Raw genomic sequence first — 25,753 nt, 5'->3', positions numbered from 1 at the left:
ACGGACTGCCGATCCGTGACGTGGTCCCGGACGACCTGGTCGCCCCGACGCGGCGGTACCGGGGACTCACCGCCGAGCACATCGCCTGGCTGGAGGAGCGGCTCGGCCCGTACCCCTTCGACCAGTACGGCCTGCTCGTCGGCGACACCGACCTGGGTGTGGCCCTGGAGACGCAGACGCTCTCCCTGATCCCCAAGGCCGACCTGCTCGGGGACCCCGCCGATGCCGACCCACCCGGGCTGGGTGGTGGATCCCGTCCAGGGCCGAGCCCGGACGGGCGGCCCCCACTGCTGGGGGCCGCCTCTCGGATCACCGGACGCCGACCGCCGCGAGGGCCTTGCGCTGCCGCGCCGAGGGATGCGCCGGGAAGTACAGGTAGCAGACCCCGCCGGTTCCGGAGACGACCTTCCCGGAGGCGTTGTAGCGCTTGGTCCGCAGCCAGATGTTCTCCCACTCGGAGCGCTTGTAGACCCTGCGCACGGCGTCGTCGCCGGGCGACGCCGGGTCGTTGGCGATCACATCGCCGTCCGCGGTGAACCCTATGACCGTCATGAGGTGGCCCGAGGTGCCGTAACCCGCGCCCGTCAGCTCGGACTTGAGGAACGACTGGGACGTTATGGCCGGGATGCCGGCGGCGATCAGCGTCTCCAGGTCGGTGAGCGAGCCGAGCCGGGTCACCACGCCCTGGAGGTCCTTGTACGTCGCCGCGTAGGCGGCGTTGAAGGGCCAGTTGCCGCAGCCGGCGTACTGGTGGTCGTAGGTGTAGCGGGCCGCGTGGCACACCTGCGGGTCCGTGTAGGTCGGGTCGACCCAGGCGAGTTGCTCGGCGGTGGGCCTGCGCCCCCAGTACTCGATGATCATCTGCGAGGAGGTGGGGCTGCACCAGGCCTCGCCGCCGTTGTCGTACTCGGGGTACTGGCCGGCGTGGATCTCCTGCGAGTAGCGCGGGACCTTCAGCTCCTGGGCGAGCCCCGGTGTCGAGGCCGGGACGGTGAACCGGTCCGGGATATCGGAGCCCATCGCGCCGAGCCGCCACACGGTGGGCGTGATCCTGGAGCCCGGGGTGCGGTAGAGGGTCAGGCGCAGCCGGTACGAGACGAGGCGCAGGCCGGAGGCGGCGTCGTCGATGGAGAAGGTGTCCGTCCAGATGCTGCTGCGGCCGTCGCTCTGATCGTCCACGGAGGTGCGCCGGATGTCCTGTTCGCCGGCGGCCCAGCGGCCCATGACGTACCAGGGGGTGTCCGTGCCGTCCGAGTACGTGCCGGTCAGCTCCACCTGGAGCCAGGTGCCGGCCGGGGTGTGCGCGTTCCAGGAGGCGATGGCCTCCGTGGAGGGGACGGCGAGCCGGTGGACCGGTGTGGTCCAGGTCGCGTACTCCCAGGTGGCGGTCCTGCCGGTGTGCGGGTCGGTGTAGTCCGTGGTGCCGGCCGGGGAGACGATCACCAGGCCGGGACGCGCGCCCGGCACGGGCCGCGTACCCCGCGCGGTTCCACCGCGCCAGTCGCTGTAGGAGGTCCAGGCGCGGTTGTCGACGAGACCGCCGGACGCCTTGGCCCGGCGGGGCGGGGCGGCGGCGGCCGACGGGCCCGCGGCCCCCACCGCCGCCGCGGCGACCGCGGCGGCCAGGACGATTCTGCGGGACGGCTGTTCGGCTCTGCTCATGGGCGGAGAACCCCCAGGTGTCCGGAACGGGCGGGCCCAGTGCTCGGTTGTGCGCCAACTATGGACGCCGGAGGCCGACTTCTGCCAGCACTTCGGCCCGTGCCGCGCCTACCAATATTGGTCGGGACCACTGGCATGACCTGCGACGCCTCGGCCCCGGCGGTTGCCGGGGCCGAGGATGACGGTCGATCAGACGAGGTCCATGGCGGCGACCTCGTCGGGGCGGCCGTAGCTGACGGGGCCCTGGAAACGGCGGCGCGCCGTGGCGAACCACCACACCGTGGCGATGATCAGCACGACGGCCAGGGCGATCGAGGCGTAGTTGAAGGTGTCCCCGGTGATCGGCGAGACCTGCGGCAGCATGAAGAGCACGCTGCTGGCGAGGATCCAGGTCACGGCCACCCAGCCGACGGGCTTGCTCCAGCGGCCCAGGTGCCAGGGGCCGGGCTGGAACTCGTCGCCGAGCCGCAGCCGCAGGAAGATCGGCACGGCGTAGGCCAGGAAGAGTCCGACGACGTTGACGCTGACGATGGCGGTGAAGGCGGTGTGCGACCACCAGCCGGGCAGGACGAGCGCCAGCGAGCAGGCGACGGCCAGCCAGACGGCCTTGACGGGTGTACGGGTGCGGGGCGAGACGGAGTGCCACCAGCGGGAGCCGGGCATCGCGCCGTCCCGGGAGAAGGCGAAGATCTGCCGGGTGTTGCTGGTCAGGTTGGCCAGGCCGCAGAAGAGCATGGACCCGATCACGATCAGCAGGATGACCTTCGCCATGCCCATGCCAAGCCCGTCGATGAGGATCTGCACGGGCGGCGCCGACGAACCGGCCACCTGGTCATAATCGTGGATGCTGTACACAAGGGCGAGCATCAGGATGAGTCCGGTGATCGCCGAATAGCCGATGGCCCGGGTGATCCCCTTCGGCGCGTTGACCGTGGCACGCACCGTTTCCTCGGACATGTGGAAGCTGCCGTCGAAGCCGGTGAAGGTCCAGCTGGTGACCAGCAGACCGAGCATGCCTCCGTAAATCCCGTTCGTGAAACCGGTGTTGTTCGCGAAATGCGTGACGAACGAGGCCGACTGATGGTCGTCGGGCATCACGATGAGTGTGCTCACGATCACTACGAGCCCGATCAGCAGCCACCACACGGAGATCCGGTTGAGCAGGGCGACCAGCTGGACGGTGTAGGTATTGGCCAAACCCTGGAGCACGATGATCAGAGCCGTGATCAGGACCGTCTGCTGGGCGGTCGGCTCGTACGAGTGCCACTGCAGGGCGATGAACGCCTGGATGAAGGTGGCGGCCGCGTATCCGGTGGCGGCCGTGCCGCCCACCTGGCCCACGAAATTCAGCCACCCCGTGTACCAGGACCAGGCACCCTTGTGCCGCTTGGCGAGCTTCCCGGCGGAGAAGTAGAGCGCCCCGCTGGTCGGATAGGCGGAGGCGACCTCCGCCATCGCCGCGCCGATGAAGAGCACCATCACGGAGACGCCGATCCAGCCGAACACGAGAATGCGCGGACCGCCCGCATTCATTCCGAAACCGAAGGACGAGAAAATACCGGAGATAATGTTGATGATCGTGAAGGAGATCGCGAAATTGTCGAACGCCTTGAATCGGCGGGTGAGTTTTCGCGGATATCCCATCGCGTGAAGCGTCGCGTCGTCGTCGAGGGCGACGGAATCCTCTCCGGCGCGGGCTCTCGGACGTGGGGCCGATATTCGTTCTGACACGACTGACCTTTCTCTGGGTGGGGGGTGCAGGTCGTCAGGAAGGGCGGTGGCCGGTCAGGCGGCTCCCGGCACGGGCAGGCCGCAGGCCCGACGGGCACGGGAGAGCTGCTCCTCGGGTTCACCGAACACGCTCCACGGCATGCGGCAGGCGTACGGCCCCATGGCCATCAGGACCGCGCGCGCCTCGAACTCGCGCTGGGCCATGAACAGGGCGTGCGCCAGATACGCCAGGTCGAGCACCGGCGTGAAGCGGTATCCGGACACCTCCGGAAGCCAGTTCTGGTAGTTCGCGAGGGCCGTGGAGCGCCACTGCGGCTGCTCCCAGGTGCGGTCGACCAGCAACTGGGAGGGGTTGTAGCTCTCCACCAGGGCCACCAGCGGCAGCAGGCGCAGCGGTGAGGTGGCGGGGGCACGCTGGCCGAGGAAGGCGGCGACGTCCCAGGCGGCGTTCACGGAACCGCCGTACCGCGTGAAGAAGAACGCCAGGAACCGGTGATGGCCCTCACGGTTCCACGGGTCGAGGCGGGCGATGTGCGAGAACAGGCGCCAGGGGCCGGGCGGCTGGGTCAGCAGCCCTTGCGGTGCGGGGTCACGCAGATCGTGCAGCCGGGCCATGGAGAGCCGGGCGACCCAGGGGGTGGGATCCGCCCGGTCCATCGCCGCGGCCCGGTCGCAGGCGGTCAGCGCTATGCGTTCCAGCGCCTCGGCCCGGTCGTCCTTGGCGTCCGCCGCGCGCAGCGCCCGCAGCACGGCGACGCGGGCCCACATCAGCGCGGCTTCGGGGGTCTGCTCCTCACCCAGCCAGCGTTCGGCGAGGTCGGAGTCGGCGGCCTCGGAGGCGAGGACCAGGGAGCGGTGGGCCCGTAACGCGAAGTCGGCGCGTGTCTCGGCCAGAGCTTCGTCGGCACTCAGATAGCGGCCGGCCCGGACATCCACACAGACGCTCGCGAGTCTGCGGTCGTCGGCCGCCGGATGCCACACATACTGCCCCTCGAATAAGCCCGCGGCCATCTTCCCCTGTCCATCCCCGTACGACACTTCGCCCTTGCGCAACAGAAACCCTACTCAGCATCACGGAGCACCGGAACGACATATCTGAAATACCTGGTTCCGCCGGGCCGGGAACCTTTGGAGTCGACGGGGGAAGTTCCTGAGGGTTGTTCAATAAATGGTTCAATACGCCACTACCCCGAACCCGTGGATACCCTGCGATCGGCGCATCGATAGAATGTTCCACAGGACTATGCCCACCTCACATCTCACCCCGGGAAACCTCATTCACGAGCTCGCCTCGCGTCTGCGCCGGCTGCCGCCCTCCTGCGGTCCCGTCCGCCTGATCGGCGTCGACGGCCACGCGGGCTCCGGAAAGACCACGTTCGCCGGGGAGTTGGCGTCGGCCCTGGGCGGCGCACCCGTACTGCACCTCGACGACATCGCCACCCACGAGGAGCTCTTCGCCTGGACCGGGCGCCTGCTGCACGAGGTGATCGAGCCGCTCGGGCGCGGCGAGACGGCGCTCTACGCCCCGTACGACTGGACCGCCCGGGAGTTCGGACCGGCCCGTGAGCTGCCGGCCGCGCCCGTGGTGCTTCTGGAGGGCGTCGGCGCGGGACGCCGGCTGCTGCGACCGTGGCTCGCGCGACTCCTGTGGATGGAGTTGCCGCACGAGGAGGCGTGGGCGCGGGGGCGCCGGCGGGACGGTGAGGCGCAGAGCGATTTCTGGGCCGGGTGGGTCCACGCGGAGCGCCGGCACTTCGCCGAGGACCCCACGCGGCCCTTCGCGGACCATGTGGTGCGGCAGTGTCCGGAGGGATATGAGGTGCTGCCGGGGCCTGTTGAGACGTCTGGACCGGACCAGTTCATCACTCACCGTGATGGACCACCCGCAGTGTGCTGAACTTGTGAAGAGCCGCGCCCTGGAAGTTTTCTCAGTGCCTCAACTCTGCTTGACCAGGGGGCCGTACAGGTCTTACGTTCTCAATGAGCGGCCTTCGGGAGCCGCCCCGCAGTCGCGAAGCCCCCGGTTGTTCCCCCGTGATCGGGGGCTTCGTTCTGCCCACACCCTCTCTTTCCGGACGCTGCGCGGCATGATTCGCTCACCCTGGGTCACCGTCCGAAGTGCGCCCCATCTGCTCCCACCTCGTGGAACGGGGTGTGCGGCACCCTTCGGCAGGCCCATGAACCGCAGGTACGATGCCTCTCGGTGCGACCTTCGGACGGCTGCTCTGCGCACCACTGCAACTCCCGTCCGCGGCACAGTCGTTCGACCAGAGCTGCCGACGGGCACCGGCCCGGCGGCAAGGGGGGTGTCCTGATCCACGAGACACTCCCCGACCATCGGGGGCACGGTTTGTGGGGGACGTGATGGACTTCGGCACGCAGGGCCCCGAGGCCCCGGCCGACCTCGCCTGGCTGCGAGGTGTGGACGCCTACACGATGGGCGCCTACCCGCAGGCGGAGGAGGAGTTCCGCGCCGCGGTCCGGATGGACCCCGGTATGGCGGACGGCTGGCTCGGACTGCACGCGCTACGCGTGGACACGACGACCGCGCTGCTGCGGATGTTCCGGCACCGGGACCGCTTCGGCGAACAGCGCGGCCGCCACCGGCGCACCCTCAACTCCTGGTACTGGCTGGGATGGTGGGTCCAGCCGGTCCTGGAGAGCCCGCGCGACCTGCTGCTCGCGCACGCCTCGCACTGGCTCGACGGACGTCATGTCCCCGAACTGGACCGGGCGTTGGCCGGTCTGCCACCGGTCGACGCGGATCACCAGGTGCGGTTCCTGCACGCGTGCCGCGCCTATCTGGTCAAGGACTGGGACCAGTTGGTGCGGCACACCGATCCGCTGATCAACGATCCGATGCTCGGCATAGAGGCCGGCCTGTTCGGCGGCATGGCGCGTGTCCGGCTGGAGATGTTCGGCCAGGCGGAGCCGCTGCTGTCGTCCGCGCTGATGCGCTGCCGCAGCGAGCAGCCGCAGCGCAAGGAGCTGCGGTACTGGCTGGCCCGCGCCCACGAGGGCACCGGACGGTCCGCCGCGGCACTCCCCCTGTACCGGGCGGTGCACCGGGTCGACCCCTCCTTCATGGACACCTCGGCGCGGCTCGCGGCCATCTCCGAGGGGGACGGGTACGACGACGCCGCGGCCGATCTCGCGGCGATCACGCTCGCCGGGATCGGACAGGACGTGCTGGAGGGCCCGGACGGAGTGGATCCGCTGTTCGGCTCCGAAGGGCGGGACCTGAAACTCTCGGAGCCCGATCCCTCGCCGCCCGGCGGGCTGCCGCCCCAGACCGACGCCTTCCGGGAGAAGGCCGTGGTACCGGTGCAGCCGCTGCCCGCGGGACCGACCGACCCGGCATTACTCGAGGAAGCGCTCGACGAGCTGGAGCGCATGGTGGGCCTGGAGCCCGTGAAGCGACAGGTCAAGGCGCTCTCGGCACAGTTGAACATGGCGAGGCTGCGCACCGGGCAGGGCCTCCCGGTGCAGCCGCCCAAGCGGCACTTCGTCTTCTCCGGCCCCTCCGGCACCGGCAAGACCACGGTGGCCCGCATCCTCGGCCGGGTCTTCTACGCGCTCGGGCTGCTCGGCGGCGACCATCTGGTCGAGGCCCAGCGAGCCGACCTGGTCGGCGAGTACCTCGGCCAGACCGCCGTGAAGGCCAACGAGCTGATCGACTCGGCGATCGGCGGCGTTCTGTTCGTGGACGAGGCGTACTCCCTGTCCAACTCCGGCTACGGCAAGGGCGACGCGTACGGCGACGAAGCCCTCCAGGTCCTGCTGAAGCGGGCCGAGGACAACCGCGACCACCTGGTCGTCATCCTCGCCGGATACCCCGAGGGCATGGACCGGCTCCTCGCCGCCAACCCCGGCCTCTCCTCCCGCTTCACCACCCGCGTGGACTTCCCCTCCTACCGCCCCCTCGAACTGACCTCCATCGGCGAGGTGCTGGCCGCCGAGAACGGTGACATCTGGGACGAGGAGGCACTGGACGAGCTGCGGTCGATCGCCGGCCACGTCGTCGACCAGGGCTGGATCGACGAACTCGGCAACGGCCGCTTCCTGCGCACCCTGTACGAGAAGAGCTGCGCCTATCGCGATCTGCGGCTGTCGGGATACCCCGGCACACCCTCGCGCGACGACCTGTCGACCCTGCGCCTGCCCGACCTCATGCAGGCCTACGGGGAGGTCCTGTCCGGACGGGGCCCGCAGGATCCGTCGGCCATGTGAGAAGGCCCCGGCGCCGCCGGAGCCGTACGACCGGAAGCCCGGTCGCACGGCCGCCGGGGAGACCGGGGCCCACGCTCAGGATCAGCTCGCCAGCGCCTCCTCCGGGGCCGGGCTCGGGCGCGGCTCGGCGACGCGCACCGGTGCGACATCCCGGTGCGCCGGGTCCCGCACCTCGCCGACCAGCAGCTCCAGTACGTCCTCAAGGGTCACGAGGCCCATGACCTTCCCAGTGGCGTCGGCGACCTGGGCCAGGTGGGTGGCGGCGCGGCGCATCACGGTGAGGGCGTCGTCCAGGGGGAGTTCGGACCGCAGGGTGGTCATGGGGCGCCACATCTGCTGCGGGACCGCGCGGTCGGACTCCTCCAGGTCGAGGACGTCCTTCACATGCAGATAGCAGCCCATGAAGGCGCCGTTCTCCGCGACCACCGGGAAACGGGAGTACCCGGTGCGCGCGGTGAGCGCAACGACCTGGCCCGGGGTGACCGAGGAGTCCACGGTGACCAGCGAGTCGCCGTCGAGCAGGACGTCGGTGACCGGGCGGGAGCCGAGCTCCAGGGCGTCCTCGAGGCGCTCCTGCTCCTCGGGGTCGAGGAGGCCGGCCTGTCCGGAGTCCTCGACGAGCCGGTTGAGCTGCTCGCTGGTGAAGACCGCCTCGACCTCGTCCCTGGGCTCGACCCGGAACAGCTTGAGGATCAGCCGCGCGCAGGCGCCGAGGCCCACCGTGACCGGCCGGCACAGCCGCGCGAAGGCGACCAGTCCGGGGCTGAGCCACAGGGCCGTCTTCTCCGGCGCGGCCATCGCCAGGTTCTTCGGGACCATCTCGCCGATGACGAGGTGGAAGAAGACGACGAGGGCGAGCGCGATCACATAGCCGAGGGGGTGGATCACCCCGTCCGGCAGATGGACCGCCTCGAAGACCGGCTCCAGGAGATGGGCGACCGTGGGCTCGGCGACCGCGCCGAGCGTCAACGAGCACATGGTGATGCCGAACTGGGCCGCCGCCATCATCTGCGGGAGCCGCTCCAGGCCGTACAGGACCTGCCGGGAGCGCGCGGTGCCGAGCGGTTCGATCTGGCTGCGCCGCACGGACACCAGGGCGAACTCGGCGCCGACGAAGAAGCCGTTGGCGAGCACCAGCAGGCCGGCGAAGAGGAGTTGGAGCACGCTCATCGGACGGCCTCCGGGGCGAGCGCGGTCCGCACCAGGCGGACGCGTTCGGCACGGTAGTGCCCGACCTGGCGCACCGAGAGGCGCCAGCCGGGGAGCTCGGCCTTGTCGCCGGGGGCCGGGATCCTGCCGAGCAGATCGGCGACAAGGCCCGCCACGGTCTCGTACGGTCCCTCGGGAACGTCGAGGCCTATGCGCTGCAGGATGTCCACCCGGCAGCTGCCGTCGGCGTCCCAGGCGGGCCTGCCGTCCTCGGGCGGAGCGGCCGCGAGTTCGGGCGGTTCGCCCAGGACGTCGTCGTGCTCGTCGCGGACCTCACCGACGAGTTCCTCGACGATGTCCTCCAGGGTGACCACGCCGGCCGTGCCGCCGTACTCGTCGACGACGACGGCGATCGGCTGTTCATTGCGCAGCTGTTCGAGGAGCGGCTGTACGGGCAGTGTCTCCGGGACGAGCAACGGGACCTGGGCGATCCGGCCGACGGGGGTGCGCAGCCGGTCGTACGAGGGGATCGCGAGGGCGTCCTTGAGGTGCACCATGCCGACGATCTCGTCGATCCGCTCCCGGTAGACCGGGAAGCGGGAGAGGCCGGTGGCACGGGTGAGGTTGACCACGTCCTCGGCGGTCGCCGACGACTGGAGGGCGCTGACCTTCACTCGCGGCGTCATGACGTGCTGGGCCGTGAGGTCGGCGAGCGACATGGTGCGGACGAAGAGGTCCGCGGTGTCCTGCTCCAGCGCGCCCGCCCGGGCCGAGTGGCGGGCCAGGGAGACGAGTTCGCCGGGGGTGCGGGCGGAGGCCAGTTCCTCGGCGGGTTCCACGCCCAGGGCGCGGACGAGCCGGTTGGCGACCGTGTTGAGCGCGGCGATCACCGGCCGGAAAAGGCGGGAGAAGACGTGCTGCGGGCCGGCGACGAAGCGGGCGACCTGGAGCGGCCTGGACACCGCCCAGTTCTTGGGCACGAGTTCACCGACCACCATCTGTACGGCGGAGGCGAGCAGCATGCCGACCACCACGGCGATGCCGGGCACCGCGCCCTCGGGCAGCCCGATCGCGGTGAACGGGCCGTCCAGCAGCTGGGCGAGCGCCGGTTCGGCGAGCATGCCGACGACGAGCGAGGTGATGGTGATGCCGAGCTGGGTGCCGGAGAGCTGGAAGGACAGTTCCTTGAGCGACTCGACGACCGTGCCGGCGCGCTTGTCACCGGCGGCCGCGGCCTGCTCGGCGTCCGGGCGCTCGACCGTGATGAGGCCGAACTCGGCCGCCACGAAGAAGCCGTTGGCGAGAATCAGCAGGAACGCCGCGCCAAGGAGCATCAGGGGGATGGTCATGCCGCCGCCTCGATATGTCGGAAGGGGGCGGCGCAGGTACTACAGGACGATCCGTCCATCGCTGGAGGGAGTCACTCCTCGGGTAGCAGGGAGCCTCTGAGGGCTGGGGGCACATCGGAGGCGGAGGCGCGATGAAAACGCCTCCGCCAACAGATTAATCAAGACATGGGCCCTCAGGGCAGGGTGGAAGGCCGAGAGTCAGCCCTGATGTTCGTCGCGGTGCCCGCCGGGCTCGCGAATGGCGCGGGCCTCGGCGAGGGCGCGCAGGGTCCGGGCGTCCTCGATGGCGCGCTGTTTGGCGATGCCCGGCTGGATGCCGAGCGCCGGCAGGCTGGTGCCGTCACTGAGGTCGAGGAACACCCAGGGGTCGCCGGGGCGCAGGTTGACCTTCAGGATCTCCGCCCAGTCCAGGTGCCGCCGGCTCGCGATGTTCACGACGGTGACCCCGGTCTCGTCGGCGACGACCTTGGGCCGCGCGAGCAGCAGGAGCACTCCGAAGAGGAGGGCCGCGGTGAAGATGAAGCTGAGCCGCTCCCCCGGGCCGAGTTGCTCCAGAAGCATGGCGACCGTGGTGATGACCACGAGGATCGTGGCGCCCGCGGTGAGCAGCACGGCCCGGGTGCGGGACGGGCGGAAAGTCATGGGAAGGGCGGGGAGGTCCGACATGTTCGAGGTCCCTGTCAGAGCCGGCAGGCGTGGATGGCCGTGGTCAGGATGGCCCGCGCGCCGAGCGCGTACAGGTCGTCCATGATCCGCTGGGCCTCCTTGGAGGGGACCATGGCGCGGACGGCGACCCAGCCCTCGTTGTGCAGCGGCGAGATCGTCGGCGACTCCAGGCCGGGAGTGAGCGCGACGGCCTTCTCCAGGTGCTCGGCGCGGCAGTCGTAGTCCATCATCACGTAGGTCCGGGCGACCAGGACGCCCTGGAGCCGGCGCAGGAACTGCTGCACCTTGGGCTCGGCGTCCTCGGTGAGGTCGGCTCCGACACGGCGGACGACGATGGCCTCGGACTTCATGATCGGGTCGCCGAAGACCTCCAGTCCGGCGTTGCGCAGCGAGGTGCCCGTCTCGACGACGTCCGCGATGACTTCGGCGACACCGAGTTCGATGGCGGTCTCGACGGCGCCGTCGAGGTGCACGACGGAGGCGTCGATGCCGTGGTCGGCGAGGTGCTTGGCGACGATGCCCTCGTAGGAGGTGGCGACCGTCGTGCCGTTCAGGTCGGCGATGCCGTTCGCGGTGCCCGGCTTGCCGGCGAAGCGGAAGGTGGAGCGGGCGAAGCCGAGCGGGAGGATCTCCTCCGCGTTGGCCCCGGAGTCGATCAGGAGGTCGCGGCCGGTGATGCCGATGTCGAGCCGGCCCGAGGAGACGTAGATCGCGATGTCGCGGGGGCGGAGGTAGAAGAACTCGACCTCGTTCTCCGGGTCGACGATCCTGAGCTCCTTGGACTCCCGGCGCTGCTGGTAGCCGGCCTCATGCAGCATCTCCGCCGCAGGGCCTGAGAGGGAACCCTTGTTGGGGACGGCGATGCGCAGCATGAGGTCGGCTTCCTTTGCGTGAGGTTGTTCAGGAGTGGGTGGGACAGGTGGACGTGCTCGGTGGGGGGCGCTGCTGAGACGGGCCCCTACAGATGCGCGTACACGTCGTCGAGGGAGATCCCGCGAGCGACCATCATCACCTGGACGTGGTACAGCAGCTGCGAGATCTCCTCGGCGGCGGCGTCCTTGCCCTCGTACTCGGCGGCCATCCAGACCTCTGCGGCCTCTTCGACGACCTTCTTGCCGATGGCATGAACACCCTTGCCGACCAGCTCGGCGGTGCGCGAAGTGGCGGGATCGCCTGTGGCGGCCTTCTGCTGGAGCTCGGTGAAGAGCTCCTCGAACGTCTTATTGGACATGGTGGTCCTCACCCTACGCGCTCGGTGCCGTACCTCAGTGCCAGGGTTCGGATACTGAGCGGAGGGTGGCCGCCGTCGCCACGGCGGCCGTCACCGCCTCGTGTCCCTTGTCCTCGTTGGAGCCCTCAAGGCCCGCGCGGTCCAGGGCCTGCTCCTCGGTGTCACAGGTCAGTACACCGAAGCCGATGGGGACGCCGGTGTCGATGGAGACCTGGGTGAGGCCCTGGGTGACTCCCTGGCACACGTACTCGAAGTGGGGCGTTCCGCCGCGGATGACGACGCCGAGCGCGACGATCGCGTCGTAGCCGCGGCCCGCCAGGACCTTGGCGACGACCGGCAGCTCGAAGCTCCCGGGGACCCGCAGCAGGGTCGGCTCGTCGATTCCCAGCTCGTGCAGGGCGCGCAGCGCGCCGTCGACGAGACCGTCCATCACCTTGTCGTGCCACTGTGCCGCGATGACCGCGACCCGCAGGTCGCCGCAGTTGCGTACGGACAGTTCAGGTGCACCCTTGCCGCTCACGTCTCTCCTCAAGTCCCGCTGTGCTGTGTCGCCGATAGTGCGTGTGTCGTGCCGGTGGTACCGGTCGTGCGGTGTCACTGGCTCCCGCAGGCCGACACGGTGGTCGTGTCCAGCCAGGGCAGGTCGTGGCCCATCCGGTCCCGCTTGGTGCGCAGGTAGCGCAGATTGTGCTCGCCCGCCTGTACGGGCATCGGCTCCCGTCCGGAGACCCGCAGGCCGTACCGGACGAGCGCGTCGGTCTTGTCGGGGTTGTTCGTCATCAGCCGCAGGCTCCGGACGCCGAGGTCCTCCAGGATCTGCGCGCTCGCGCCGTAGTCCCGGGCGTCGGCGGGCAGGCCGAGTTCCAGGTTGGCGTCGAGGGTGTCGCGGCCGCGCTCCTGGAGCTCGTACGCGCGGAGTTTGGAGAGCAGGCCGATGCCGCGCCCCTCGTGGCCGCGCAGATAGACCACGATGCCGCGGCCCTCGGTCTGGATGCGTTCCATGGACGTCTGCAGCTGGGGGCCGCAGTCGCAGCGCTGCGAGTGGAACACGTCACCGGTGAGGCACTCGGAGTGGACGCGGACGAGGACGTCCTCGCCGTCGCCGATCTCGCCGTGGACGAGAGCGACGTGCTCGACGCCGTCGGCGGTGGAGCGGTAGCCGTACGCGGTGAACTCGCCGAAGGCGGTGGGGAGATGGACCTCGGCCTCGCGGCGGACGGTGGGTCCGGCGAGCAGGGCTCCCTCCCCGGGCGTCGTCGAGAGCTCGACGGAGCGGCGGTAGGCGATCAGGTCCTCGATGGAGATGATCGTCAGGCCGTGCTTGCGGGCGAAGGGGATCAGCTCGGGCAGCCGGAGCATCCGGCCGTCCTCGCCGGCGATCTCGACGATCGCTCCGGCCGGACGCAGGCCGGCCAGCCGGGCCAGGTCGACGGCGGCCTCGGTGTGGCCGTTGCGCGCCAGGACACCGCCGGGCCGGGCGCGGAGCGGGAAGATGTGGCCCGGGCGCACGAAGTCGTCGGCCCCGGCCACGCCGTCCGCGAGGAGCCGCAGGGTGGTGGCGCGGTCGGATGCCGAGATGCCGGTGCTCACGCCGTGCGCGGCGGACGCGTCCACCGAGACCGTGAACGCCGTCTTCATCGACTCGGTGTTGTCGTCGACCATCTGCGGAAGGCGCAGCCGGTCGAGTTCGTCGCCCTCCATGGGGGCGCAGATCAGCCCACGGCACTCGCTCATCATGAAGGCGACGATCTCGGGGGTCGCCTTCTCGGCCGCGATGACGAGGTCGCCCTCGTTCTCCCGGTCCTCGTCGTCGACGACCACGATGGGGCGGCCGGCCGCGATGTCGGCGATGGCCTGCTCGACGGGATCGAGCGCGAAGTCCGAGGCGTCTTGATCGTGCCCGGTGCTGTACCAAACCGGCGCCGTTGTCATGCCGGAGCTCCTTCCAGGACGGGCTGCCCGGCCTCGCGGGAGCGCAGCCACCAGTCGCGCAGTCCCCACAGGACGAGCGCGCCGTACAGGACGTAGACGAAACCGGAGAAGGCGTAGCCGTTGGCGAAGTTGAGGGGGACACCCACCAGGTCGACCAGCAGCCAGGCGAACCAGAACTCGACCATGCCGCGGGCCTGCGCGTACATGGCGACGATCGTGCCGACGAAGATGTAGGCGTCCGGCCAGGGGTCCCACGACAGCTTCGGGTAGAGGTGGAACAGGCCGCTGACCGCGAGGGTGCCCACGGCCGCGGCGCCCACCATGTACGCGCGCTCGCGCCAGGTGGCGAACCGCACGGAGACGCGCCCGTCCTTGCCCTCGCCGCGGTTCCACTGCCACCAGCCCCACAGGGCGACGACGACGACCACGACCTGCTTGCCGGCGCTGCCGGTGAGGTGGCCGACGAAGGCTGCGAAGAGGATGACGCCGGACAGGAACTGAACGGGCCAGGTCCATATGGAGCGCCGCCAGCCGAGCCCGAGGGCGATCAGGCCGAACACGTTGCCGACCATGTCCGACCATTTGATGGGCTGGTCGAGGAGGACGAAGGCCTCGGAGTTGATCCAGTTCACTGCCCGGCCCCCTGGGCACCGGGCAGACCGGCGGGCTGCTCGCCACGGGTGCCGAGCAGTCGCTCGACGTACTTGGCGATGACGTCGACCTCGAGGTTGACCGGGTCGCCGGGCTGCTTGTGGCCCAGCGTGGTCAGGTCGAGGGTGGTGGGGATGAGGCTCACGGTGAAGTAGTCGGGGCCGGCGTCGACGACGGTCAGGCTGATGCCGTCGACCGTGATGGAGCCCTTCTCGACCACATAGCGCGAGAGGTCGGCCGGGAGCGAGATCTTGACGATCTCCCAGTTGTCGGACGGCTTGCGCTCGATGACCGCGCCGGTGCCGTCGACGTGTCCCTGCACGATGTGGCCGCCGAGGCGCTCCCCCACGGCCATCGGGCGTTCCAGGTTGACGCGGGAGCCGACGGTGAGGGCGCCGAGGCTGGAGCGGTTCAGGGTTTCCGCCATGACGTCGGCGGTGAACTCGTCGCCTTCGTGCTCGACCACGGTGAGACAGACTCCGTTGACGGCGATGGAGTCGCCGTGCTGCGCGCCCTGCGTGACGACGGGGCCACGCAGGCGGAAACGCGAGGCGTCGTCGAGCGTCTCGACGGCGGTGACCTCACCCAGCTCTTCGACGATTCCGGTGAACACTTCCCGGGTCCTCCTGCCTCATAGGGCACGGACTCCGGGGCCTGTCGATGACGACAGAATGAGCGGACCGCGACATACAGGCAGCGAAGCCGAAAGGTCACTCGTCCCGCAGGACGAGGAGCAACAAACGGCAGCGCGCACGCATGCCCGCCCGCCGCGCACTGCCTCCCATCCGGACTTTAACCGTCGGTCCAGGAATTTCACCTGGTCAACCGGCCGCTGGAAGCGACCGGGTCGCGGACTGTAACCGCCGGTTCGGAATTACACCGACCCCGGAGTGCGCTGCTTCTGGTACACGGCCAGTGTGCCACGCTCGATCGGCACCCATGCGGCCGCACCTCTGTGGGGTGGCTCACAGAGACTCGGCATGGACATTCGCGAGACGGTCTCTCAAGTCAACCCCCGTTCAACTCCCGTCGCGCCGCGCGCCCTTGGGCCGTACCACGCCGTCGCGATATTGGTCCATACCTATTGACGCTATGGTCTAGTCCTCTTAGTGTCCTCGATCAAGACTGCGTGATCGTTCATCGCCGGTCCCCCCATGATCGACCCGGCGGCGGTGACGAAGGCCCTTGCCCCGCCGCCGGGTCCCCCAACCGGAACCGGCTCCGCCGCCGGTACCCGTGCGGTCCGCCGGATCCCGGTCTCTGCGAGGCTGGAGGGCGTGACGACGAGCCTCGCCGACGAGTTCGAGACGTATCGCCCGCGCCTGTTCGGGCTCGCCTACCGCATGCTCGGTTCCGCCGCCGACGCCGAGGACACGGTGCAGGACGCCTATCTCCGCTTCAGCGGCGCCGACCGCGCGGAGGTCGAGCGGCCCGGCGCCTGGCTCGCCAAGACCGTCACCAACCTCTGCCTCAACCGGCTGACCTCGGCCCGCGCACGGCGCGAGCGGTACGTGGGGCCCTGGCTGCCCGAACCGCTCGTCACGGCGGACGGCGCCCTCGGCCCCCTGGAGTCCGCGGAGCAGCGTGACGCCGTGTCATTCGCCCTGCTCGTCCTCCTGGAGCGGCTCACCCCGACCGAGCGGGCGGTCTACGTCCTGCGGGAGGCCTTCGCGTACGGCCATCGGGAGATCGCCGAGGTGCTGGAGCTGAGCGAGACCAACTGCCGTCAGCTGTACCGGCGGGCGGCGCTGCGGATCGCCGCACCGGAGGCCCGCTTCGAAGCCCCCGCCGAGCAGCGGACCCGGCTCGTCGCCTCGTTCCTCTCCGCCGCCCGTGACGGTGATCTGGCCGGCCTGGAGCGGCTGTTCGCCGAGGAGGTCACCTGGTGGTCCGACGGCGGCGGCAAGGTCTCCGCGGCGCGGCGGCCCGTCGAGGGGCGGGAGAAGGTGCTGCGCTTCCTGGCCGGTGTCCTCGGCAGGGCGCTGGCGGACGGCGTCGAGCTGTCGGAGACCGAGGTCAACGGCGGCGCCGGGCTGATCGCGCGCGGGCCCGAGGACGCCGACGGGGTCGCCGCGGTCATCGGCGTCGCCGCGTTCGAAGTCCACGACGGGCTGTTCACGGAGGTGCGGGTGGTGCTGAACCCCGACAAACTGGAGTTCGTGGGGCGCCAGCTGGCGCGGGTCCGGCCCGACGGCTCCGACCGGCTCCCCTCACCCGGGTCCCGGCCTCGTGAGGTTCCGCTCCCGCCCGAACCGCGCGTGTAGACGGGCTGACGCCATCCGGGCGGGTAGACGGGGTCACGCCCGCCGACGCCGGGTGCGGTCGTCGTCCCGCGGAGTCCGTTGTCACATCCGCGCGGGCTGTCCGGTCTCAGCTGACGAGGGGCGTTCCACCCGGGAGCGCCGGCAATCGAAAGGCTGAAGAGCATGACCACGATCCTGGTGACCGGGGGAACCGGAACCCTCGGCCGGCTCGTCACCGAGCGACTGCGGGCGGACGGCCACGAGGTGCGGGTCCTCAGTCGGCATGCGCAGCCGTACGCCGTCGATCTGCGCGTGGGCGGCAGCGGCCTGGACGCGGCCGTCGAGGGAGTGGACGCGATCGTGCACTGCGCGACCACACCGCGCGGAGGCGACGAACGGGCCGCCGCGCAGGTCGTCGCTGCCGCGCGCCGGGCGGCCGTCCCGCATCTGATCTACATCTCGATCGTCGGCGTCGACGCGGTGCCGATGGGCTACTACAAGACCAAGCTGGCTGTGGAGAGGCTGATCGAGGAGTCCGGGCTCGGCTGGACGATCCTGCGCACCACCCAGTTCCACGACCTCGTCGCCCAGTTCCTGGGCGGGCTCGCCAAGCTGCCGGTGCTGCTCCTCCCGGCCGGGGTCTCCGACCAGCCGGTCGAGGCCGCCGAGGTCGCCGCCCGGCTGGCCGAACTGGCGGCCGGGCCGCCCGCGGGGCGGGTCGCGGACATGGGCGGGCCCGAGGTGCGCTCGTTCCGCTCCCTGGCCGCCGCCCACCTCCGCGCCACCGGAAAACGACGCCCACTGCTCGACGTACGCCTGCCGGGCAAGACCTACCGGGCGTTCCGTGAGGGGCACCACCTCACACCGGCCCACGCCGTGGGGAAGGGAACGTTCGAGAACTTCCTGAAGGCACGCTCGGAGAACGCACGCTGATACGCCGGTGATCCCGGGGCGCCGAGCCCCCATCGGCTCGGCACACCACCCGGGGTCGTCCCACGGCCCCGCTCCTACCGCGACGAGGGCGGAGCGAACAGCTCGTCCTGCGCGCCGTCGCGGGCGGTCAGCAGGGCGCCGCGCAGGACCGCGCCGCCGCCCAGCGTGCTCGCGCGCACCTCGGTCGGGAGCGGCGACATACGGGCGAGCCGCCGCTCGACCCGGGCGGCGAGCGCGGCGCCGCCCGCCCGGCCGACCTCACCGCCGAGAACCACACAGCCGGGGTCCAGTACGGCGGTGACGGAGGCCGCCCCGATGGCCAGGCGGTCGGCGAGGGCGTCGAGGAAGCCGGCGGCGCCCGGGGTGCCGGGGGCGGCCACCGCGTGTCTCACCAGCGCCGCGGCATGCGGTTCATGGGCGTCAGGCTCGGCCGAGACGCCGAACTCCGCCGCCAGCGCCGCGACCGCGGCCGCCCCGGCCAGCGAGTGGAAGCCGCCCTCGCAGTCGGTCGCCGAGGGGAGGGTCGTGGTGCCGGGCACGGGCAGGAAGCCGATCTCCCCGGTGCCTCCCGAGGCACCGCGGCGCAGGGCACCGTCGAGGACGACGGCGGCCCCGGTGCCGTGGCCGAGCCACAGCAGGACGAAGGTGTCACGGTCGCGGGCGACGCCGTCGCGTTGTTCGGCGAGGGCGGCGAGGTTGGTCTCGTTCTCGACGAGGACGCGGGCCTCGGGCAGCCGTTCCTGGAGGGCGGCGACCAGCCGCCGGTGCCACGCGGGCAGGCCCGAGGAGTCGCGCAGTTCGCCGGTGGCGGGGTCGATCAGACCGGGCGCGCCGATGCCGACGGTGTGCAGCCTGCCCCACCCCCGGACGAGTTCGCGCGGGGGCGCCGCCCCCAGGGTCCCCGCCTCCTTCGCCACCCGCTCGACCAGGGCGACCGCCTGCTCCACCGCGGGTCCGGTCCCGGTGTCGCCGCCGATCGGCACGGACGCCTCGGCCAGGACGTCTCCGACCAGGTCGGAGACGACCACGGAGACTCCCTCGGTACGGACGTCCAGCGCGGCCAGATGGGCGCGGTCCGCGACGATCCCGTAGACCCGGGCGTTCGGGCCGCGCCGCTGCTCCCCCGATTCCCCGACGACCGTGACGAGGCCGGAGGCGGTGAGGCGTTCGACGAGGTCGGCGACCGTCGGCCGGGACAGTCCTGTGAGCTGTTTCAGCCGGCCTGCCGTCAAGGGGCCTTCCTGCTGCAACAGCCGCAGGGCGAGCCGGTCGTTGATGGCCCGGGCGGTGCTCGGGGATGCGGGCATGCCGGGATCCTCCCAGATCGGCGGGCCCGCCCGATGGGCGGGCGGCGAGCAATCGTCTATCTATCAGGCAGGGTTCCTGATAGTTTACGGCGGCGGAATGGGGCACCATCACTCGGGGAGGGGCCGGAGTATGAGTGGAGTGGTCTACGACCAGCGCGAGGTGAAGCGCGCCCGGTACGCCGTGGCGGCCGTCTTCGCCGTGCACGGAGCCGTCACGGGCTCGTTCGCGACCCGCGTGCCGTGGATCCAGGACCATGCGTCGGTCAGCGCGGGGCAGCTGGGCTTCGCCCTCGCCTTCACCGCCCTCGGCGCGTCCTGCTCGATGCCGCTGGCCGGCCGGATCACCCACCGCTTCGGGAGCCGTACGGCACTGCGCGGGCTCATGGCCCTGTGGACGCTGGCCCTGATCCTCCCGTCCCTGGCTCCGAACCTGCTCACCCTGTGCCTCGCCATGTTCGTCTACGGCGCCACGGCGGGCATGGCGGACGTCGCCATGAACGCGCTGGGCGTCGAGGTCGAGAACCGGCTCGACAAGTCGATCATGTCCGGGCTGCACGGCATGTGGAGCGCCGGCGCCCTGATCGGCGCGACGGCGGGCACGCTCGCCGCACATCTGGGCTCGGACGCCCGCCTGCACCACGCCCTGGCCGCGGTGACCCTCACGCTCCTGGGCCTGGTCGCCTGCCGCTGGGTGCTCGACCTGCAGCCCACCGAGGACGAGGAGCCGCCGCCGCGGTTCGCGCTGCCGCCCCGGTCGGCGCTGCTCATCGGCGCCGTCGGCTTCTGCGCGGTCTTCGCGGAGGGCGCGAGCCTGGACTGGTCGGCGGTCTATCTGCGCGACCAGCTGGACAGTTCGGCGGGTCTCGCCGCGGCGTCGACCACCGGTTTCATGCTGACCATGGCGGTGGCCCGGCTGGTGGGCGACACGGTGGTGAACCGCTTCGGTGCCGTGCGCACCGTGCGGGCGGGCGGTGTGCTGGCCGTGATCGGCGGGCTGCTGATCGTCGTGGCGGAGCATCCGGCGGTGGCGATGGGCGGCTTCGCGCTGCTCGGCCTCGGTATCGCGGTCGTCGTCCCGCTCTGCTTCGCGGCGGCCGGGCGCAGCGGCCCCAACCCCAGTCAGGCCATCGCGGGCGTCGCGACCATCACGTACACCTCGGGGCTGATCGCGCCGAGCCTGATCGGGTCGGTGGCGCAGGCGACGAGTCTGGTCGTGTCGTTCGGGCTGGTCACGATCCTGGCGTTCGGGCTCACCGTGCTCGCGGGTGTGCTGCGCGCCGGGGACCGCGACCGCCCGAAGGTCAGCTCTCCGAGCGCAGCAGTTCCCGGCCCAAGGTCCTGAAGCGGTCGCTCCACGGCGTCGGGCGCAGCGTCCCGGGGTCGAGCCGGACGAGGACGCGGGTGCCCTGCGCGTAGGTCACCGCGCCGTCGAGGGAGCAGAAGCGGAAGCCGTACGTCAGTCCGGTGTTCCCGAGCCGTTCCAGCCAGAGGTGGACGGCGTACGCGCCGGGGCGGCCGACCGGGGCCTCGTAGGTGATGCGCAGTTCCTTGACGGCGTTGCAGAAGTCGCCCGCCGCCTCCCAGTCGCCCTCGAAGCTCAAGCCGCGCTCGTACCAGAGCGCGGCCCAGGCGCGCTCGACCATCACCGGGTAGCGGGCGTTGTGCAGCAGTCCGAGCGCGTCGAGGTCGTCGAAGTGAACGGTGACGGGCAGCAGCCGTCCGTACGGGAGGGCGGGGGCGACGGGGGCTTCGGCGGTCACGGGCGCGGCTCCTGGAACAGGGTGCTGATGGGACAGGCGTGGCTGAAAACGACACCCCCATCCTAAGCAACCGCTCAGGAACCCCGTCCGGGCGGGCTCAGCCCGTGATCGAGTCGAGCTGCTCGGCGGCCGGCCGCAGCTCCCACAGATCGCCGCCGGGCGGCGCTTCGAGCTTCGGCACGGCGGCCCGTGCGGCCCGGTCCCCCGCGTCGGCCGCCGCGTGCACCACATCGCTCGCCGCGAACCGGTGGAACTCCAGCTCGGGACGGGTCCACGGCTCGGCGCCGGTCGCCGCGGGCAGCAGGTAGTCGACCGCCTTGAACAGGCTCTGGCCGTCCGGCCCCCGGTAGGACCAGAGGTCCACGCCGACGTGCCGGCCGATGGCCGCGAGCCGGGTGTAGGCGACCAGGTCGAAGGTCGAGTAGTGCCAGCTGCGGGTGCGGGCCAGTTCCTGGGGCTGGCTGCCGTCGGCGGCGATCTGCGGGTCGATGCGCAGGGCACGCGCGGCGAGCACGGTCCGCCGGGCGAGGGCCTTGTCGCCGGTCGCGTACGCGAGCGCGGCGAGCTGCATGTCGTGGAAGGTGCCGTGGTTGTTCCGGGCGGCGCCCTCCTCCTTGCCGAAGGCGCTGTCCGTCAGCCAGTCACGGAAGCCGGTGTTCCAGTCGAGCATCGCGGCGCGGTCGCGCCGGGACCAGCCGGGGGCGCCGGTGTCCAGGAGGGCGATCGCGTCGAGGACGCTCGTGTACGACTGCGAGAAGTCGATGATGCCGATGGCCCGGCCGTCGTACTTGCACGGGATGAACTGGCCGTGGTCCAGGTTCGGGTTCATCCGCGTCGCCGGATCCAGGAACCAGGTGCGCAGGACCTGGGCGGCCTTCTCGGCGTACCGCTTCCGGCCGGTGTAGTACCAGGCGAGCGCGAGGTCGTACGTCGAGTCGAAGACCTTCTCGACGTCCTGGCGGTCGGTGCCGGTGTCCACCTCTGGGTTGCGCTGCCCGTCGCGCTGGACATAGGGGCAGCCCCACGGGTTGTCGGCGGTGGCGGGCTGCGAGGGCCACCAGTAGGGGGCCTGACTGAGGTAGTCGTGAGGGTCGCCGCCGGGGGCGGGTCTCGGCTTGTCGACGACCGTCCAGGGGCCCTGGTCCAGCCAGTTGTCGGCGCGGGTCGTCAAGTCCCGCAGCGGCCGGGCGAGTCGGGGGTCGCCGTGGTCCAGCCGGATCCGGGTCCGCTGGAGCCGTCCGCCGTCGAGGACGACGGTCCTGGGGATGCGCGGCACCGCGTGTGCGGACGCCGCGGGCTCGACGACGGAGGCGGGACGAGCGGACGCGGCGGGAACGAAGACGACCACCAGCGCGACGGCCGCCGCGACCGCGCCCAGTCGGGATCGTGCACTCACAGAACACTCCGATCAGACATATGAACGACGTTCATGAGTAGGACCGTGCGAGCGTAGAGCGGCTGGTTAACCCTGACAATGGTCCGGACCGATTCACGTACAGAGAAAGCGAATCCTCACCATGGACCTCGGCGTGCGCTGGAAACTGCACGGCGACGGGCGGACCCCCGCCCCGGGAGCGGTCGTCCGCCCCGACGAACGCCTCTCCTGGCCCCGGACCTTCGGGCTCGGCGCCCAGCATGTGGTGGCCATGTTCGGGGCGTCCTTCGTGGCACCCGTCCTGATGGGACTCGACCCGAACCTCGCGATCATGATGTCCGGCGTGGCGACGGTCATCTTCCTGCTCGCCACCCGCGGCCGGGTGCCCAGCTACCTGGGCTGTTCGCTCTCCTTCGTGGGCGTCGCCGCCGTGATCCGCGCACAGGGCGGCACCAGCGCGACGGTGACGGGCGCGTGCTTCGTGGTCGGGGTCGCGCTGTTCCTGGCGGGTCTGGCCGTGCAGCGGTTCGGGGCGAGGATCATCCACGCCGCGATGCCGCCGATCGTGACCGGCGCGGTCGTCATGCTGATCGGCTTCAACCTGGCGCCGGTGACCGCGTCCACCTACTGGCCGCAGGACCAGTGGACCGCGCTCTTCACGATGCTGGTCACCGGAGCGGCCGTGGTGTGCCTGCGCGGCTTCTGGTCACGCATCGCGATCTTCCTCGGGCTCGTCTTCGGCTACGTCATCTCCTGGGCCTTCGACCGGATCTTCGGCCGGATCCACTCGACGGACGCGAGCGGCAAGGTGACCGACCACTGGCGCCTGGACCTCTCCGGTGTCGGCCGGGCCGACTGGATCGGGCTGCCGGCCTTCCACGGACCCTCGTTCCAGTGGTCGGCGATCCTCGTCGCGCTGCCGGTCGTGATCGCGCTGGTCGCCGAGAACGCCGGTCACGTCAAGGCGGTCGGCGAGATGACCGGCGACTCGCTGGACGACAGGCTCGGCACCGCGATCTCCGCCGACGGCGCCGCCTCGATGCTCTCCACGGCGGTCGGCGGCCCGCCCAACACCACCTACTCCGAGAACATCGGCGTGATGGCCGCGACCCGGGTCTATTCCACGGCCGCCTACTGGGCGGCCGCCTGCTTCGCCCTGCTCTTCGGCCTGTGCCCCAAGTTCGGCGCGGTGGTCGCGGCGATCCCGGGCGGTGTCCTCGGCGGCATCACCGTCATCCTGTACGGCATGATCGGGCTGCTCGGCGCCCAGATCTGGCTCAACGCCCGGGTGGACCTGCGCAATCCGCTCAACCTGGTGCCGGCCGCCGCGGGCATCATCATCGGCATCGGCGGCGTCACCCTGAAGTTCACCGACAACTTCTCGCTGAACGGCATCGCGCTGGGCACCATCGTCGTGATCACCGGCTACCACGCGCTGCGGGCGATGGCCCCGGCCCACCTCAAGCGGCAGGAGCCCCTGCTCGACTCGGGGACGTCGACGTACGACGAGCCCGGGGATCAGCGCGCCAGATCATAGGCGTACTCGGCCGAGAAGGTCCCCGGCGTGCCCCGGCAGCCGTCCGACTCACCCGGCAGCTTCACCCACAGGTAGGCGTCGATCCCGGCCTCGCCGGTGCTCAGGGTCGGCGCCCGGCCGATCCTGCGGCCCGCCGGATCGCACCACTCGCCGTCGGGAGGCGCGCCGTTGCCGTTGCGGCTGGTGTCGATCACGGCGCCGAGGTGCGGGGCCCCTCCGAGCGCGGACAGCACCCGCCGGGCGTAGGCGATCTCGTCGCTCGTCCGGTGGAAGTTGGACACATTGGTGAAGACGCCGTCCGAGGAGGCGGCCGAGGCCGCGCCCGCCCGGCCGAGCAGCGCGGCCTGTTCGGCGGCCGGGTTCCAGTCGGAGTGACCGGCGTCGAAGTAGACCCTGGCCCTGGGGTTCGCCGCCTTCAGGACGCGGCCGGCGCGGGCCAGGGAGGCGAAGCGGTCGGCCCGTTCACCCTCGCCGAGGCAGTCGGACTGGGCGATCGAGTCGGGCTCCAGGACGACGACGACCTCGCCCGAGCCGAGCCCGGCCGCGAAGCGGTCGATCCAGCCGTCGTACGCTGCGAGGTCGGGCGCCCCGCCGTCCGAGGCGCCGCCGCAGTCGCGCTGCGGGATGGCGTACGGCACGACGACGGGCACCCGGCCCTGCGCGGCGCCGGCCGACGTCACGGCCCTGACCCGCGCGGTGATGGTGGACGGTGTGAAGTCGGCGAACCACACCGCGGCCGGACGGTCGGCGATCCGGGACGCGATGACCGCACGCCGGGCGTCGCCGGGATGGGCGTCGACCCAGTCACGGACCTGGGAGTCCGCGTGGTGGTAGAGAAGGCCGGGGGCGGCCACGGTCCGCGGCTTCTTCCTGGTCGGCGAGGGCTCGGGAGCCGGCCCGGACGAGGCCGGCTTCGACGGGGACGGCGCTGCCGTGGTGCGCGAGGGCAACGGCACACCCGGCAGCGGGCCGAGGCTCGGCGCACGGGTCACCAGCGGTCTCGCTTCCTTCGAGGGGCGATCTCCGTCGAGCGCGGACACCATCCCCGTCACCGTCCCGACCGCCACGACGACCGAGGCCGCGGCGACCATCGCGGCGCGCCCGGCGGACCGCCTGCGCTCCGCCCTGCGGTCGGACCTGCGCTCGGCCGGCCGATGGGCACGTAAGCCTGACACGTACTGCTCCCCCACTCCCGCCCCGGCCGCGTTCCCCCGTTCTGGGGAAGCCTCCGGCCCGGCGGCACTCCGGCCACCCTAGGACTGGGACGCTGCCCTCATGGCGCAGTCGGCACAGTTCACCACTCCCGTAGACGCGGTCGTCTCCCGTATGCGCACCCTGGACGCGGAGCTACCCGAGCGGGACGGTCTCGCGGTCTTCAACCGCGTCTACCTCACCGTCACCGAGGAGTTCGACCGGCACCTGGACACCGGGGTCTTCCCGGACCGCCGGGCCGCGATCACGCTGGACGTGCGGTTCGCGGAGCGCTATCTCGCGGTGGCCGAAGAAGGCCGCGCACCGGCCTCCTGGCGGCCGGTGCTGCAGTTCCGCCGCCATCCGGGGGTACGTCCGCTGCAGTTCGCGCTCGCGGGCATCAACGCGCACATCGGGCACGATCTGGCGCTCGCCCTGGTGGACACCTGTCGTACGCTCGACTGCGAACCGGCGGACCTGGAGGACGAGTTCGACCGCGTGGGTGACCTCCTCGTCTCGCTGGAGGAACACATCCGCGAAGATCTGATGCCGGGCCCCGACCTGCTCCAGATCGCCGATCCGCTCACCCATCTGCTCGGCTCATGGAGCCTCGAGCGGGCCCGTCAGGCCACCTGGGCGGCGGCGCGGGCACTGTGGGCCCTGCGCGGACTCCCGGACCTGGCCGAGGAGTTCGCCGAACGCCTCGACGCCGCGGTGGGCCTGGCCGGCCGGATGCTGCTCACTCCTCTGCCGACCTGATCCGGCCACGCGGCGCGGTCCTCGCTGGAACTCGGTCCGGATCACTG

Annotated in this window: 23 protein-coding genes and 1 riboswitch; of the genes, 7 read left to right on the top strand and 16 right to left on the bottom strand. The window is 71.1% G+C overall.

Annotated elements, in window-relative coordinates; genetic code table 11:
- Positions 1-309 precede the first annotated feature (309 nt).
- The 3 genes from OOK38_RS26745 to OOK38_RS26735 form a co-directional block, all read right to left on the bottom strand.
- The gene (locus tag OOK38_RS26745; protein ID WP_266756396.1) at positions 310-1,662 is read right to left on the bottom strand and encodes a peptidase C39 family protein; all 1,353 of its coding nucleotides are present in this window, start codon (positions 1,660-1,662) and stop codon (positions 310-312) included.
- Positions 1,663-1,851: 189 nt separating this feature from the next.
- The gene (locus OOK38_RS26740) at positions 1,852-3,393 is read right to left on the bottom strand and encodes an amino acid permease (RefSeq protein WP_266756398.1); all 1,542 of its coding nucleotides are present in this window, start codon (positions 3,391-3,393) and stop codon (positions 1,852-1,854) included.
- A gap of 54 nt (positions 3,394-3,447) precedes the next feature.
- Positions 3,448-4,404 (bottom strand): hypothetical protein, encoded by a 957-nt coding sequence (locus OOK38_RS26735; RefSeq protein WP_266756400.1) that lies wholly within the window; start codon positions 4,402-4,404, stop codon positions 3,448-3,450.
- Positions 4,405-4,636: 232 nt separating this feature from the next.
- Between OOK38_RS26735 and OOK38_RS26730 the strand changes: the two genes are divergently transcribed.
- Positions 4,637-5,290 (top strand): uridine kinase, encoded by a 654-nt coding sequence (locus tag OOK38_RS26730; RefSeq protein ID WP_266756402.1) that lies wholly within the window; start codon positions 4,637-4,639, stop codon positions 5,288-5,290.
- Between the two features lie 467 nt (positions 5,291-5,757).
- Positions 5,758-7,623, top strand: a complete 1,866-nt coding sequence (locus OOK38_RS26725; RefSeq protein WP_266756404.1) for an AAA family ATPase — start codon at positions 5,758-5,760, stop codon at positions 7,621-7,623.
- An 81-nt stretch (positions 7,624-7,704) separates the two neighbouring features.
- Here the strand turns inward: OOK38_RS26725 and OOK38_RS26720 are convergent, their stop codons facing one another.
- From OOK38_RS26720 to OOK38_RS26680, 9 genes are all read right to left on the bottom strand, one after another.
- Positions 7,705-8,793 (bottom strand): hemolysin family protein, encoded by a 1,089-nt coding sequence (locus OOK38_RS26720; protein ID WP_266756406.1) that lies wholly within the window; start codon positions 8,791-8,793, stop codon positions 7,705-7,707.
- Positions 8,790-10,121, bottom strand: coding sequence for a hemolysin family protein (locus OOK38_RS26715; RefSeq protein WP_266756408.1), 1,332 nt, complete (start codon positions 10,119-10,121; stop codon positions 8,790-8,792). Before OOK38_RS26715 ends, OOK38_RS26720 begins: the two co-directional genes overlap by 4 nt.
- A 198-nt stretch (positions 10,122-10,319) precedes the next feature.
- On the bottom strand, positions 10,320-10,787 hold the full coding sequence (locus OOK38_RS26710) for a PH domain-containing protein (RefSeq protein ID WP_266756410.1): 468 nt from the start codon (positions 10,785-10,787) through the stop codon (positions 10,320-10,322).
- A 14-nt stretch (positions 10,788-10,801) separates the two neighbouring features.
- Entirely contained in the window at positions 10,802-11,659 is an 858-nt protein-coding gene (gene hisG, locus OOK38_RS26705; RefSeq protein WP_266756412.1) for an ATP phosphoribosyltransferase, read from the bottom strand.
- A gap of 86 nt (positions 11,660-11,745) precedes the next feature.
- Complete coding sequence (locus tag OOK38_RS26700; RefSeq protein ID WP_111665608.1) at positions 11,746-12,018, bottom strand: phosphoribosyl-ATP diphosphatase; 273 nt, start codon at positions 12,016-12,018, stop codon at positions 11,746-11,748.
- Positions 12,019-12,052: 34 nt separating this feature from the next.
- The gene (gene ribH, locus OOK38_RS26695; protein ID WP_266756416.1) at positions 12,053-12,538 is read right to left on the bottom strand and encodes a 6,7-dimethyl-8-ribityllumazine synthase; all 486 of its coding nucleotides are present in this window, start codon (positions 12,536-12,538) and stop codon (positions 12,053-12,055) included.
- A 74-nt stretch (positions 12,539-12,612) separates the two neighbouring features.
- Positions 12,613-13,950, bottom strand: a complete 1,338-nt coding sequence (locus OOK38_RS26690; RefSeq protein ID WP_266756418.1) for a bifunctional 3,4-dihydroxy-2-butanone-4-phosphate synthase/GTP cyclohydrolase II — start codon at positions 13,948-13,950, stop codon at positions 12,613-12,615.
- Complete coding sequence (locus OOK38_RS26685; RefSeq protein WP_266756420.1) at positions 13,947-14,582, bottom strand: nicotinamide mononucleotide transporter family protein; 636 nt, start codon at positions 14,580-14,582, stop codon at positions 13,947-13,949. The genes OOK38_RS26690 and OOK38_RS26685 overlap by 4 nt, the downstream gene beginning before the upstream one ends.
- Positions 14,579-15,214 (bottom strand): riboflavin synthase, encoded by a 636-nt coding sequence (locus tag OOK38_RS26680; protein WP_266756422.1) that lies wholly within the window; start codon positions 15,212-15,214, stop codon positions 14,579-14,581. Before OOK38_RS26680 ends, OOK38_RS26685 begins: the two co-directional genes overlap by 4 nt.
- 154 nt (positions 15,215-15,368) lie before the next feature.
- Positions 15,369-15,499, bottom strand: a riboswitch (FMN riboswitch).
- A 379-nt stretch (positions 15,500-15,878) separates the two neighbouring features.
- Between OOK38_RS26680 and OOK38_RS26675 the strand changes: the two genes are divergently transcribed.
- Positions 15,879-16,865, top strand: coding sequence for an RNA polymerase sigma-70 factor (locus OOK38_RS26675; RefSeq protein WP_266756424.1), 987 nt, complete (start codon positions 15,879-15,881; stop codon positions 16,863-16,865).
- A 162-nt stretch (positions 16,866-17,027) separates the two neighbouring features.
- Positions 17,028-17,777 (top strand): SDR family oxidoreductase, encoded by a 750-nt coding sequence (locus tag OOK38_RS26670; RefSeq protein WP_266756426.1) that lies wholly within the window; start codon positions 17,028-17,030, stop codon positions 17,775-17,777.
- A gap of 74 nt (positions 17,778-17,851) precedes the next feature.
- On the opposite strand, the gene OOK38_RS26665 is transcribed toward OOK38_RS26670, so the two are convergent.
- Complete coding sequence (locus tag OOK38_RS26665; RefSeq protein WP_266756428.1) at positions 17,852-19,084, bottom strand: ROK family transcriptional regulator; 1,233 nt, start codon at positions 19,082-19,084, stop codon at positions 17,852-17,854.
- A 130-nt stretch (positions 19,085-19,214) separates the two neighbouring features.
- On the opposite strand from OOK38_RS26665, the gene OOK38_RS26660 reads away from it, so the two are divergent.
- Positions 19,215-20,426 carry an MFS transporter gene (locus tag OOK38_RS26660; RefSeq protein WP_266756429.1) on the top strand — a complete coding sequence of 404 codons (1,212 nt, stop codon included), beginning with the start codon at positions 19,215-19,217 and terminating at the stop codon, positions 20,424-20,426.
- Here the strand turns inward: OOK38_RS26660 and OOK38_RS26655 are convergent.
- Both OOK38_RS26655 and OOK38_RS26650 read right to left on the bottom strand, forming a co-directional pair.
- Positions 20,386-20,844, bottom strand: a complete 459-nt coding sequence (locus OOK38_RS26655) for a thioesterase family protein (RefSeq protein WP_266756431.1) — start codon at positions 20,842-20,844, stop codon at positions 20,386-20,388. The two genes, OOK38_RS26660 and OOK38_RS26655, sit on opposite strands and share 41 nt — an antisense overlap.
- A gap of 97 nt (positions 20,845-20,941) precedes the next feature.
- Positions 20,942-22,240 (bottom strand): alginate lyase family protein, encoded by a 1,299-nt coding sequence (locus tag OOK38_RS26650; protein ID WP_266756433.1) that lies wholly within the window; start codon positions 22,238-22,240, stop codon positions 20,942-20,944.
- A 121-nt stretch (positions 22,241-22,361) separates the two neighbouring features.
- On the opposite strand from OOK38_RS26650, the gene OOK38_RS26645 reads away from it, so the two are divergent.
- On the top strand, positions 22,362-23,756 hold the full coding sequence (locus tag OOK38_RS26645; protein ID WP_266756434.1) for a uracil-xanthine permease family protein: 1,395 nt from the start codon (positions 22,362-22,364) through the stop codon (positions 23,754-23,756).
- On the opposite strand, the gene OOK38_RS26640 is transcribed toward OOK38_RS26645, so the two are convergent.
- Entirely contained in the window at positions 23,738-24,847 is a 1,110-nt protein-coding gene (locus OOK38_RS26640) for a glycoside hydrolase family 6 protein (protein ID WP_266765585.1), read from the bottom strand. The genes OOK38_RS26645 and OOK38_RS26640 overlap by 19 nt on opposite strands.
- Before the next feature lie 184 nt (positions 24,848-25,031).
- Here OOK38_RS26640 and OOK38_RS26635 point away from each other — a divergent pair, with 184 nt between their 5' ends.
- Positions 25,032-25,706 carry a DUF5995 family protein gene (locus OOK38_RS26635; RefSeq protein WP_266756436.1) on the top strand — a complete coding sequence of 225 codons (675 nt, stop codon included), beginning with the start codon at positions 25,032-25,034 and terminating at the stop codon, positions 25,704-25,706.
- The last annotated feature ends 47 nt before the right edge of the window (positions 25,707-25,753 follow it).

Source organism: Streptomyces sp. NBC_00568, assembly GCF_026341855.1.
Classification (GTDB): Bacteria; Actinomycetota; Actinomycetes; order Streptomycetales; family Streptomycetaceae; genus Streptomyces.
The sequence above is the reverse complement of the archived record's forward strand: the minus strand, read 5'-3'. Positions and strand labels throughout refer to the sequence as shown.

What these genes read in the sequence shown, in the direction of transcription:
- OOK38_RS26660 (WP_266756429.1), top strand. Translation starts at nt 19,215, where the DNA reads ATGAGTGGAGTGGTCTACGACCAGCGCGAGGTGAAGCGCGCCCGGTAC.
- OOK38_RS26690 (WP_266756418.1), bottom strand. Translation starts at nt 13,950, where the DNA reads ATGACAACGGCGCCGGTTTGGTACAGCACCGGGCACGATCAAGACGCC.
- OOK38_RS26730 (WP_266756402.1), top strand. Translation starts at nt 4,637, where the DNA reads ATGCCCACCTCACATCTCACCCCGGGAAACCTCATTCACGAGCTCGCC.
- OOK38_RS26745 (WP_266756396.1), bottom strand. Translation starts at nt 1,662, where the DNA reads ATGAGCAGAGCCGAACAGCCGTCCCGCAGAATCGTCCTGGCCGCCGCG.
- OOK38_RS26710 (WP_266756410.1), bottom strand. Translation starts at nt 10,787, where the DNA reads ATGTCGGACCTCCCCGCCCTTCCCATGACTTTCCGCCCGTCCCGCACC.
- OOK38_RS26725 (WP_266756404.1), top strand. Translation starts at nt 5,758, where the DNA reads ATGGACTTCGGCACGCAGGGCCCCGAGGCCCCGGCCGACCTCGCCTGG.
- OOK38_RS26735 (WP_266756400.1), bottom strand. Translation starts at nt 4,404, where the DNA reads ATGGCCGCGGGCTTATTCGAGGGGCAGTATGTGTGGCATCCGGCGGCC.
- OOK38_RS26720 (WP_266756406.1), bottom strand. Translation starts at nt 8,793, where the DNA reads ATGAGCGTGCTCCAACTCCTCTTCGCCGGCCTGCTGGTGCTCGCCAAC.
- OOK38_RS26715 (WP_266756408.1), bottom strand. Translation starts at nt 10,121, where the DNA reads ATGACCATCCCCCTGATGCTCCTTGGCGCGGCGTTCCTGCTGATTCTC.
- OOK38_RS26670 (WP_266756426.1), top strand. Translation starts at nt 17,028, where the DNA reads ATGACCACGATCCTGGTGACCGGGGGAACCGGAACCCTCGGCCGGCTC.
- hisG (WP_266756412.1), bottom strand. Translation starts at nt 11,659, where the DNA reads ATGCTGCGCATCGCCGTCCCCAACAAGGGTTCCCTCTCAGGCCCTGCG.
- OOK38_RS26645 (WP_266756434.1), top strand. Translation starts at nt 22,362, where the DNA reads ATGGACCTCGGCGTGCGCTGGAAACTGCACGGCGACGGGCGGACCCCC.
- OOK38_RS26635 (WP_266756436.1), top strand. Translation starts at nt 25,032, where the DNA reads ATGGCGCAGTCGGCACAGTTCACCACTCCCGTAGACGCGGTCGTCTCC.
- OOK38_RS26640 (WP_266765585.1), bottom strand. Translation starts at nt 24,847, where the DNA reads ATGGTCGCCGCGGCCTCGGTCGTCGTGGCGGTCGGGACGGTGACGGGG.
- OOK38_RS26665 (WP_266756428.1), bottom strand. Translation starts at nt 19,084, where the DNA reads ATGCCCGCATCCCCGAGCACCGCCCGGGCCATCAACGACCGGCTCGCC.
- OOK38_RS26700 (WP_111665608.1), bottom strand. Translation starts at nt 12,018, where the DNA reads ATGTCCAATAAGACGTTCGAGGAGCTCTTCACCGAGCTCCAGCAGAAG.